A 10,394-nucleotide genomic window follows, 5' to 3' on the forward strand; every position below is an offset into this window, starting at 1 on the left:
AACGCCGCCGCGCAAGGGGGGCGCGAGAGATTTATTTCGCCCGCAAATCGGCCAGCGGCACCGCGTTAGCCATCGTCGCGTAGCCCAGGTCGCTCGGATGAATGTGATCGCCGCTGTCGTACATGGCGCGTAGGCGCACCGGATCGGCGGGATCGCGCAACGCCGCGTCGAAGTCCACCACGCCGTCGAACGCGCCGCCCGTGCGAATCCACCGATTCACCGCCGCGCGGATCGCTTCGCGATCCGCCGGCAGCGACGCCGGCGTAAGCGTCGCGCCGACAATCCGCACGCCGCGCGCATGCGCCTCGGCGATCACACGTCGGTAGCCCGCGATCAGATCGTTCGCATCCACATGCGTATGCGGGAAATCGCAATCGAGGCCGGAACGCGCCGGCATCGCCTGAAAATTGATGTCGTTGATGCCGATTAGCATCACCACGGTCCGCACGCCCGCATGCCCCAGCGCGTCGCGCGCGAACCGCTTCTCGAGCGCCTCGCCGTAACACGGCGAATCGCTGAGCAGCCGGTTGCCGCTGATGCCGAGATCGATCACCGCCGTATCGGCCCGCTGCGACTGCGCGAGCCGCCGCGCCAGTGCGTCCGGCCAGCGCCGGTTCTGATTGAGCGACGAACGCATGCCGTCGGTGATGGAATCGCCGATCGCGGCCACCGCCGATGCGCCCGGCGCCTCGACCGCCAGCCCCGTCACCCAGGCGTACTGCGTGAAGCGCTCGACGAACGCGCCGATCGACGGATCGCTCGTGTGATTGCCCGGCCGCGACACGTAATTGACCTGGTTCGCCACGCGATGCCACGCCGCCATCGTCTGCTCGGCGCCCATGTAGGTGCTGATCGCGTACGGTTTGCCGGCCTTCACGTCAATGCGCACCGGATCGCTGTCCAGCGCGCCGCCCGGCGGCACCGAAACCGAAGCGCGTCCGCCGAATGTCACCTTCGCGGTGTCGCCTTCGTTCGCCGCGGCGCCGCCCGCCGAGGACGCCATCGCCATCGCCTCGATCACCAGCGGCGTGCGCCCGTAGAGATTGCTCACATGCACGCGCGCGACCGTGCCGCCGAGCGTCGGATAGACGATCTGCCGGACCGTGCGCCCGGCGACGTTCGGCGCGCGATACAGCGCAGGCAGCGAATCGCGCTGCGGAATCTGCTGGAGCGTCGTAGCCCAGCTCGTCACCCATGTGCCGGACGGCGACTCCGCGTGAGCGGGCAAAGCGCCCCAGGCGGCCAAAGCCGCCACGAGCGGAGCAATAACAGGAGCAAAACCAGTCTTCATTCGAGAACCCGTGCGCGCAGGCAAAGGCGCATTGTGCCCGATAGCCGCGCCCGCGGCCTTGCATCGGCCTGACAGCTTCCAAAAGCGCCGCGGCGCCCGCTAATCCCGCATCGTCCGAACCCTTTTTGCGCTACCTCAAAATATTCATTTACCGACCGGTCGGTTGGTTTATACTGCACGACATATCGAATTCACCCACGACGAGAGCGTCTCCATGTACACGCAATCCCTCGACATTCCGGGCAACGTCGCGCCGCTCGACGCGGCCGCCGCCTCGCCCGAGCAAGCGCAGTTCGACGCCGTGATGGCCGCCGACGGCAAGATCGAGCCGCAAGACTGGATGCCCGACGCCTACCGCAAGACGCTCGTGCGCCAGATTTCGCAGCACGCGCATTCGGAAGTGGTCGGCATGCTCCCCGAAGGCAACTGGATTTCGCGCGCGCCCAGCCTCAAGCGCAAGGCGATCCTGCTCGCCAAGGTGCAGGACGAAGCGGGCCACGGCCTCTATCTCTATAGCGCGGCGGAAACGCTCGGCGTGTCGCGCGACCAGTTGATCGACGCGCTGCACGCGGGCAAGGCCAAATATTCGAGCATCTTCAATTACCCGACGCCCACGTGGGCGGACGTGGGCGTGATCGGCTGGCTCGTCGACGGCGCCGCGATCATGAACCAGATTCCGCTGTGCCGCTGCACCTACGGCCCGTATGCGCGCGCGATGATCCGCATCTGCAAGGAAGAATCGTTTCATCAGCGCCAGGGTTTCGACGCGTTGCTCGCGATGATGCAGGGCACCGACGCGCAGCGCGAACTCGTGCAGCAGGCCGTGAACCGCTGGTGGTGGCCGGTGCTGATGATGTTCGGCCCGAGCGACGCCGACTCCGTACACAGCAATCAATCGGCGAAATGGGGCATCAAGCGCATTTCGAACGACGATCTGCGCCAGAAGTTCGTCGATGCCACCGTCGAGCAGGCCAAGGTGCTCGGCGTCACGCTGCCCGACGCGGACCTCGAATGGAACGACGTGCGCGGCCATTACGACTACGGCGCGATCGACTGGGAAGAGTTCTGGCGCGTCGTCAACGGCGACGGCCCGTGCAACCGCGAACGTCTCGGCACGCGCGTGAAGGCGCACAACGAAGGCGCGTGGGTGCGCGAAGCCGCTCTCGCCCACGCCGAAAAACAACGTCAGCGCGCCGAAAAGCACGCGGCCTGACCACCGAAGCAAGGAGATCCGGAATGAACAAGGAATGGCCGATCTGGGAAGTGTTCGTGCGCAGCAAGCAAGGGCTCGATCACAAGCATTGCGGCAGCCTGCATGCCGCCGACGCCTCCATGGCGCTGCGCATGGCGCGCGACGTCTACACGCGCCGCCAGGAAGGCGTGAGCATCTGGGTGGTGCCGTCCGCGGCAATCACGGCGTCCGATCCGAACGAGAAGGCCGAGCTGTTCGAGCCGGCCGGCGACAAGATTTATCGCCATCCGACGTTCTACACGCTGCCCGACGAAGTCAACCACATGTAAGAGCGCCAACATGACGACGCCCACGCCCGAACATCTCGCGTACGTGCTGCGCCTCGCCGATACGGCGCTGATCCTCGGTCAGCGCAACACGGAATGGTGCGGCCACGGCCCGATTCTCGAAGAAGACATCGCGCTCGCCAACATGAGCCTCGACCTGATCGGTCAGGCGCGCCTGCTCTACACGCACGCCGCGACGCTCGAGCACGCGCTCACCGGCCGCGAGCGCACCGAGGACGACTACGCCTATTTCCGCGCCGAACGCGAGTTCGCCAACTACACGCTCGTCGAGCTGCCGCATTTCGGCCCACTCGCCGGAACGACGCATTCGGCCAACGACTACGCCGTGACGATCGCCCGCAACTTCCTCTATGCGTCGTTGATGGCGCATCTGTGGACCGCGCTGCTGCGTTCCGCCGACCCGCAACTGGCCGCCATCGCCGAACGCTCGATCAAGGAAACGCGCTACCACGTGCATCACGCGCGCGAATGGCTCGTGCGTTTCGGCGACGGCACCGACGAATCGCACCGCCGCGCGCAGGCCGCGCTCGACTGGCTGATGCCGTACACGCGCGAGTTCTTCAGCACCGACGCAGTGGAAGCGGCCGTGGCCGAAGCGGGCATCGCGCCGCTCACCGCGCAGCTCGAAGCCGCGTGGCGCGACGACGTCGAAGCCGCGCTCGCGGAAGCGACGCTCGCGGCGCCCACGCCGGTGAAGCACGTCACGACCGGCAAGTTCGGCGAGCATTCGGAGCACATGGGTTTCGTGCTCGCCGAAATGCAAAGCCTCGCGCGCCAGCATCCGGGCGCGCGCTGGTAGGCGCCTTGCTTCACGCCGCTCACGTAAGGACATGACGATGCCAGCGACTGCCGCCAATTCCGTCGATCACAGCGTCGATCACAGCGTCGATCAAAGCGTCGATCCCGCGCTCGACAAGGCCTGGGCCGCGCTCGAAGCCGTGCCGGACCCGGAAATTCCGGTCGTCTCCATTCGCGAACTGGGCATCCTGCGCGACGTGCGACGCGCCGCCGACGGCCAGCTCGAAGTGGTCATCACGCCCACCTATTCGGGTTGCCCGGCGATGTCGCAGATCGCCGAGGACGTGGCGCACGCGCTCGACGTCGCGCGGCTCGGGCCGTACCGCATCGCCACGACCTTGACGCCCGCGTGGACCACCGACTGGATCACCGCCGCGGCGCGCGAAAAGCTGCGCGCCTACGGCATCGCTCCGCCCACGGGCGATTGCGGCGGCGGGGCGCATACCGCCGGCGAAAAGACCGTCACGTTCATGCCGAAACTGCCCGCGCCGGTGTGCCCGCGCTGCGGCTCGAAGCACACCGAACGCCTCGCGCAGTTCGGCTCGACCGCGTGCAAGGCGCTTTACCGTTGCATCGACTGCCGCGAACCCTTCGACTACTTCAAACCCTATTGATATGGCCACTCCGCAATTCCACTCGCTGCGCATCCGCGAAGTGCGGCCCGAAACCGCGGACGCCGTGTCCGTCGCTTTCGAGGTGCCGCCCGAGCTGCGCGACGCCTACCGCTTCACGCAAGGGCAATTCGTCACGCTCAAGACGCATATCGACGGCGAGGAAACGCGCCGCTCGTACTCGATCTGCGTGGGCTTGACCGACTACGACCGCGACGGCGAGCTGCGTATCGGCATCAAGCGCGTGCGCGGCGGGCGCTTCTCGAATTTCGCGTTCGACCAGCTCGCGCCGGGCCACGAAATCGACGTGATGACGCCCGACGGCCGCTTTTTCACGCATCTGAACGCCGATCACGGCAAGCACTACGTGGCGTTTTCGGGCGGCTCGGGCATCACGCCGGTGCTCGCCATCATCAAGACGACGCTCGAAACCGAGCCGCGCAGCGCGTTCACGCTCGTCTACGGCAACCGCAGCGTCGACGCCATCATGTTCGCCGAGGAGCTGGAAGACCTGAAGAACCGCTTCATGAACCGCTTCCGGCTCTATCACGTGCTTTCCGACGACTTGCAGGACGTGGAGCTGTTCAACGGCGTGCTCGATCAGGAGAAGTGCGCGGCGTTCATCGACTCGCTGCTGCCGGCCGGGGAAATCGACGAAGCCTTCATTTGCGGCCCGGGCCCGATGATGGACGCCGCCGAAGCCGCGCTGAAGGCCGCGGGCGTGCCCACGCAAAACGTGCATGTGGAGCGTTTCGGCTCGCCGCTGCCGCAAGCGGGCGTGCCGCCCGTCGAGATCACCGGAAACACGCCCGCCGCCGATCTGGAGATCGTGATCGACGGCAAGAAGCGCAAGCTGCGTTTGCCCTACGAAGGCGTGAGCCTGCTGGACGTCGGCCTGAAAGCGGGCCTCGCGTTGCCGTATGCGTGCAAGGGCGGCGTGTGCTGCACTTGCCGCGCGAAGGTGCTCGAAGGCGAGGTGAAAATGGACAAGAACTACACGCTGGAGGAGCAGGAGGTGAAAGACGGCTTCGTGCTGACTTGCCAGTGCCACCCGCTGAGCGAGCGCGTGGTGGTCAGCTTCGACGAGCGATAAAGGCAGCGAAGGCGGATAGCGAAAGCGGCGGTGAAAGTAGCGGTGAAACAGGTGCCGAAAGCAGCGCTAGAGCAACAGCACGCTTTCGGCCCTCAAGCGATCCGCTTACACTAGGGGCCGCTCGCGGGTGGTGCAGCGCAACGCTGCCCGGCGCGAGCGGCCCCTTTTGTTCGCGCGCGTTCTGGCGCTTTTTCTCTTCCGGACCTCACGCGCTCCTTGCGGGTGCAACGAGTTGTCGATGACCACGATCCATCTCATTCACGGCAAGGCCGCTGCGGCCGCGCTCCAGCAAGCCGTCGAAAGCGCGGCGCGCGGCGAACGCGTGATCGCGCTCGCCGACGATCTCACGGTCGGGCCGCTGCGCGACATCGACGAAACCGGCGATCCGGCCGTGGCGCAGCGCGCCGAATTCTGGGAACACCTGGGCGGCATGCCCGAAACGCTCGCGCAAACCGACTGCAACGCGCTCGACGCGCTCGCGGCCGACGACGCCAACGTCGTGATCTGGCACACGCACGACGCCGCCGATCAACTCACGCTGCGGCGCATCTGCTATCGCCTGCGCAACGCGCCGCAACGGCTGAACGAAGTGCGCCTCGGCGCCGACGAACTCACGGCCGCGCGCCTCGCGCAGCGCCTGCCCGACGCCGCGCCCATCTCGGTGTTGCGCATCACGCGTCTCGCGCTCGAATGGCAGGAAGCGAAGTTCGCCAACGGCGAGACGCGCCGCTGGCGCGACAACACCTTCACGAGCGGCACGTGGGCCGATCTGGACACGCTGATTCTCGACACGCTGGAAAGCGCGCACGCGAGGCGCCCCGCCGACGCGCCGTGGCTCACGCGCGACGCGCTCGGCACGGCGCTCACGCACGCGGGCGCCGGTTTCACCGTGGCGGACCCCGTGGTGCGCTGGCGCCTGCGCGAGCTTGCCGCCGCCGATGCCTTGCGCCTGCGCGACGACCTGTGCGCGTCCTGCGCGCCGCGCACCGCCGAAGCGCGATCGGCGCGCAACGCCGTGCCGCACACGGCCGCGCACCTGTCCCTATCCCGCTGATTCCGCCCACCCCCGACATGGCACGCACCCGCGCACCCGACCACGAAACCCAACGCGACCAGATCCTCGAACTCGCCGCCGCCAAATTCGCGCAAAGCAGCTACCCGAGCACGTCGATGTCCGATCTCGCGGCCGCGAGCGGCACGTCCAAGGCGCGGCTCTATCACTACTACGAGAGCAAGGAAGCCATCCTCTTCGATCTGCTCGACCGCTACACCAAGCGGCTGATGCTGATCATCGCCGAAGTCGAAGGCGCGAGCCAGCGGCGCGGCCTCGACGAGCGCGAGAGCTTCGCGGAGCTGATCCGCGCGTTCCTGATCGAATACGAAACCTCGCACAGCCGCCACGTGGCGCTGCTCAACGACGTCAAATATCTCGTCGATACCCAGCGCGAAATCGTGCTGAACCGCCAGCGCGACGTGGTGGCCGCGTTCACGCGCCAGCTCGCGCGCGCGTACCCCGGCCGCGTGACCAGCGAAAACCAGACCGCGCTCACGATGATGGTGTTCGGCATGATCAACTGGACGTTTACGTGGCTCAAACCGGGCGGCCGCATGGGATACCGCGACTTCGCCGAACAGGTGATCGCCGTGGTGGATCACGGTTTGCAAAACCGCTGAGCGCGCGGCCGAATCCGGCGGTTTTTGGGGCCAGTATTGCTGCGATGCGACATGACGTATCACGGCAACAGTTGACGCATCAACCTATGCGCTCAGAATATTCCCTAAAAATCAAGAGCTTGAGCGCGTCGCGTTCATTAACTAGACGCAACACTCAAGTCGCCTATCCGGGTTTTCCCTAGATCGCACCCAGGGTTTTCGCTAGAATGCGTTTTTGCGGCGCATCATGCTTGCGCGCATTCCAGGAGAACCCATCCATGAACCCGATTTCGACCCAAGGCAACGAGCCGATCGTATCGCCCGTTCGTCCGCTGACGGCCGGTCCGGTCATGGTGCGCGTCCTCACTTCCGCCGACCGCGAACGCCTCGTCGCGCACTTTCTCACGCTGGACGCCGACGACCGCCTGCTGCGCTTCGGCCAGGCCGCGCCCGATCACGTGATCGAAAACTACGTGCGCTCGATGGACTTCACGCGCGACACCGTGTTCGGCGTGTTCGACCATCAGTTGCAACTCGTGGGCGTCGGCCATCTTGCGTATCTGCCGGCTGACGGCAACGGCCGCACCGCCGAATTCGGCGTGTCCGTGCTCGAAAGCGCACGCGGCCAAGGCATCGGCTCCAAACTCTTCGAGCGCGCCGCCATCCGCAGCCGCAACACGCACGTCACCCAGCTTTACATGCACTGCCTCTCGCGCAACAGCACGATGATGCATATCGCGAAGAAGTCGGGCATGAAGATCGAATACGCCTACGGCGAAGCCGACGCGTATCTCTCGCTCGAACCGGCCGACCAGAGCAGCATCATTGCGGAAATGCTCCAGGAGCAAGCCGCCGTGTTCGACTATGCGCTCAAGCGCCAGGCGCGCAACGCGAGCAAGCTGATCGAAACCATCCTGCCCCAAGCAGTCGCGGCCTGAATCGCGCGGTTTCCCTCGCCATGAAAAAAGCGGCCCCGGCCGCTTTTTTTGCGTCTGCGCGCGGCGTTGCGCGTCTCGCGCTCAACGAATCGGCAATGCGGTCGTTTCCTTGAACGTATCGAGCGAAAAACTCGATTTCACGTCGATCACCGAAGGATGGTGCAGCAACTGATCCTGCACGAAGCGCGAAAAATGCGCCATGTCTTCCACCTGCACGCGCAGCAGGAAATCCATGTCGCCCGTCATCGCGTGGCAGCCCACCACTTCGGGCCAGGTCTGCACGGCCGCGCGAAAAAGTTCGGCATGCGTGACGCCCTCGCGGCCCGCCGCCGTCGGCCCGCGCTTTTCCAGCCGCACGTTCACGTACGCGAGCAGATCGAGGCCGAGTTTTTGCGCGTCGAGCAACGCGACATAACCGCGAATCACGCCGCTTTCCTCAAGCCGCCGGATGCGCCGCAAGCATGGGCTCGGCGAGAGATTCACCCGCTCGGCGATCTCCTGGTTTGAGAGCCGGCCATTCTCCTGAAGGATCGCCAGAATGCGCCTGTCGATCGCGTCCAATTCGATGTTCGCCATTTTCTGCCGCAATCCAATTCGATGGCGGCAGTTTATAGCGCCAAATTTCCGTGCGGCGAATTAGTTCGCAAGTTTTCACTCAAACGCGCGGACTACACTGCTCGGACTACACCTCACCAACTACATGGCATCGGGAGACAGCACATGCAGGTCGCAACCTGGGACAACCCCGTCGGCACCGACGGCTTCGAGTTCATCGAATACACCGCGCCGGACCCGAAAGCGCTCGGCAAGCTGTTCGAGCGCATGGGCTTCACCGCCGTCGCGCGCCATCGCCATAAGGACGTGACGCTCTATCGTCAGGGCGAGATCAACTTCATCGTCAACGGCGAGCCGGATTCGTTCGCGCAACGCTTCGCGCGCCTGCACGGCCCGTCGATCTGCGCCATCGCGTTTCGCGTGCAGGACGCCGCGCAAGCCTACCGGCGCGCGCTGGAACTGGGCGCATGGGGCTTCGACAACAAGACCGGCCCGATGGAGCTGAACATTCCGGCCATCAAGGGCATCGGCGACTCGCTGATCTATTTCGTCGACCGCTGGCGCGGCAAGGACGGCGCGGCGCCGGGCAGCATCGGCGACATCAGCATTTACGACGTCGATTTCGTGCCGATCGAGGGCGCCGAGCAGAATCCGGCCGGCCACGGCCTCACCTATATCGATCACCTCACGCACAACGTCCATCGCGGCCGCATGGCCGAATGGGCCGAGTTCTACGAGCGCCTGTTCAATTTCCGCGAAATTCGCTATTTCGACATCGAAGGCAAGGTGACGGGCGTGAAGTCGAAGGCCATGACCTCGCCGTGCGGCAAGATCCGCATTCCGATCAACGAGGAAGGCGGCGAAACGGCCGGCCAGATCCAGGAATATCTGGACGCGTACCACGGCGAAGGCATTCAGCACATCGCGCTGGGAACGAACGACATTTACGGCACGGTGGACGGCCTGCGCGCATCGAACATCTCGCTGCTCGACACCATCGACACGTATTACGAACTCGTGAACCGTCGCATTCCCGGCCACACGGAACCGCTCGACGAACTGAAGAAGCGCAAGATCCTGATCGACGGCCTGCCCGAAGATTTGCTGCTGCAAATTTTCACGGAGAACCAGATCGGCCCGATCTTCTTCGAGATCATTCAGCGCAAGGGCAACCAGGGGTTCGGCGAAGGCAACTTCAAGGCGCTGTTCGAATCGATCGAACTCGACCAGATCCGCCGCGGCGTGGTGCAGGACAAAGCCTGACGCGGTTACGCACCGTAAATGAAAAGGGCGAAGATCGCGCGATCTTCGCCCTTTTGTCTTTTGAACCCGCCGCCGCACACCCGGCGACGGATTCGAATGAGTGGAATGCGGCGCGGATCAGCGCGGCATCGCGAATTTCAGGCTGGCTTCGGCCCGGCGTTAGTTCCGCGCCGCCTTTGCGGCGGGCAGGACGTTCGTTTCGGCCGGAGCGTTGGTGACGCATTGCACGCAGGGCGTGTTCGCCTTCGCGCCGCTTTGCGTGCGGGCGTTCGAAGGCAGCGGCGCGCTCATCGCGAAAAACGCCGCCGAGACCGTCAGGAAGGTCTGGATATGTCGATTATTCATGCTTGTACTCCTATTTTCAGACTGGCCTGTCGCGCTGAAACCCCGTTTTTGCGAGGCAAAAGCAGCTCCCACAGGTGAGGGAGTTCGACAGCATATTCAAGAGCGCGGACCAGCCTGTGCAACATTTACACGTTGTTACGTCCGTGAGATTTGACTCACATCCTTTCTTGCACAAGGACTTGCGTCTGTCATGTTGGGTCGTGCGAATTTTTTCGCGGGCCTGAAAAATGCAACGAAATGCTGCATTGCGCCAGCCGTAGAACGGCCTGCGGACCGCCCGCGCGCGACAGCGGCGGGTTTGTCCGAGT

Annotated in this window: 12 protein-coding genes; 9 read left to right on the top strand and 3 right to left on the bottom strand. The window is 64.8% G+C overall.

Going from position 1 to position 10,394, the window contains the following annotated elements:
• Positions 1 to 31: 31 nt before the first annotated feature.
• On the bottom strand, positions 32 to 1,291 hold the full coding sequence (locus tag U5805_RS17755; protein WP_322104802.1) for an SGNH/GDSL hydrolase family protein: 1,260 nt from the start codon (positions 1,289 to 1,291) through the stop codon (positions 32 to 34).
• A 214-nt stretch (positions 1,292 to 1,505) separates the two neighbouring features.
• On the opposite strand from U5805_RS17755, the gene paaA reads away from it, so the two are divergent.
• The 8 genes from paaA to U5805_RS17795 all read left to right on the top strand — a co-directional run bounded on the left by paaA (position 1,506) and on the right by U5805_RS17795 (position 7,923).
• The gene (gene paaA, locus U5805_RS17760; protein WP_322104803.1) at positions 1,506 to 2,504 is read left to right on the top strand and encodes a 1,2-phenylacetyl-CoA epoxidase subunit PaaA; all 999 of its coding nucleotides are present in this window, start codon (positions 1,506 to 1,508) and stop codon (positions 2,502 to 2,504) included.
• A gap of 23 nt (positions 2,505 to 2,527) precedes the next feature.
• Positions 2,528 to 2,812, top strand: a complete 285-nt coding sequence (gene paaB, locus U5805_RS17765) for a 1,2-phenylacetyl-CoA epoxidase subunit PaaB (protein ID WP_089439024.1) — start codon at positions 2,528 to 2,530, stop codon at positions 2,810 to 2,812.
• Between the two features lie 10 nt (positions 2,813 to 2,822).
• Positions 2,823 to 3,629: a 1,2-phenylacetyl-CoA epoxidase subunit PaaC gene (paaC, locus tag U5805_RS17770; protein ID WP_322104804.1), complete on the top strand. Its 807-nt coding sequence runs from the start codon at positions 2,823 to 2,825 to the stop codon at positions 3,627 to 3,629.
• A 37-nt stretch (positions 3,630 to 3,666) separates the two neighbouring features.
• Entirely contained in the window at positions 3,667 to 4,242 is a 576-nt protein-coding gene (gene paaD, locus U5805_RS17775; RefSeq protein WP_415914626.1) for a 1,2-phenylacetyl-CoA epoxidase subunit PaaD, read from the top strand.
• A gap of 1 nt (position 4,243) precedes the next feature.
• Positions 4,244 to 5,332: a 1,2-phenylacetyl-CoA epoxidase subunit PaaE gene (gene paaE, locus U5805_RS17780; RefSeq protein ID WP_322104806.1), complete on the top strand. Its 1,089-nt coding sequence runs from the start codon at positions 4,244 to 4,246 to the stop codon at positions 5,330 to 5,332.
• A 238-nt stretch (positions 5,333 to 5,570) separates the two neighbouring features.
• On the top strand, positions 5,571 to 6,386 hold the full coding sequence (locus tag U5805_RS17785; protein ID WP_322104807.1) for a DUF1835 domain-containing protein: 816 nt from the start codon (positions 5,571 to 5,573) through the stop codon (positions 6,384 to 6,386).
• A 17-nt stretch (positions 6,387 to 6,403) separates the two neighbouring features.
• The gene (locus tag U5805_RS17790; protein ID WP_322104808.1) at positions 6,404 to 7,006 is read left to right on the top strand and encodes a TetR/AcrR family transcriptional regulator; all 603 of its coding nucleotides are present in this window, start codon (positions 6,404 to 6,406) and stop codon (positions 7,004 to 7,006) included.
• Positions 7,007 to 7,263: 257 nt separating this feature from the next.
• On the top strand, positions 7,264 to 7,923 hold the full coding sequence (locus tag U5805_RS17795) for a GNAT family N-acetyltransferase (protein WP_322104809.1): 660 nt from the start codon (positions 7,264 to 7,266) through the stop codon (positions 7,921 to 7,923).
• A gap of 81 nt (positions 7,924 to 8,004) precedes the next feature.
• Here U5805_RS17795 and U5805_RS17800 read toward each other — a convergent pair whose 3' ends face one another.
• Complete coding sequence (locus U5805_RS17800; protein ID WP_322104810.1) at positions 8,005 to 8,499, bottom strand: Lrp/AsnC family transcriptional regulator; 495 nt, start codon at positions 8,497 to 8,499, stop codon at positions 8,005 to 8,007.
• A 144-nt stretch (positions 8,500 to 8,643) separates the two neighbouring features.
• Here U5805_RS17800 and hppD point away from each other — a divergent pair, with 144 nt between their 5' ends.
• Positions 8,644 to 9,741, top strand: a complete 1,098-nt coding sequence (hppD, locus tag U5805_RS17805) for a 4-hydroxyphenylpyruvate dioxygenase (RefSeq protein ID WP_322104811.1) — start codon at positions 8,644 to 8,646, stop codon at positions 9,739 to 9,741.
• A gap of 159 nt (positions 9,742 to 9,900) precedes the next feature.
• Here hppD and U5805_RS17810 read toward each other — a convergent pair whose 3' ends face one another.
• Positions 9,901 to 10,086, bottom strand: coding sequence for a hypothetical protein (locus U5805_RS17810; protein ID WP_322104812.1), 186 nt, complete (start codon positions 10,084 to 10,086; stop codon positions 9,901 to 9,903).
• Positions 10,087 to 10,394 lie beyond the last annotated feature (308 nt).

This window comes from Paraburkholderia sp. J41 (genome assembly GCF_905220235.1).
Classification (GTDB): domain Bacteria; phylum Pseudomonadota; class Gammaproteobacteria; order Burkholderiales; family Burkholderiaceae; genus Paraburkholderia.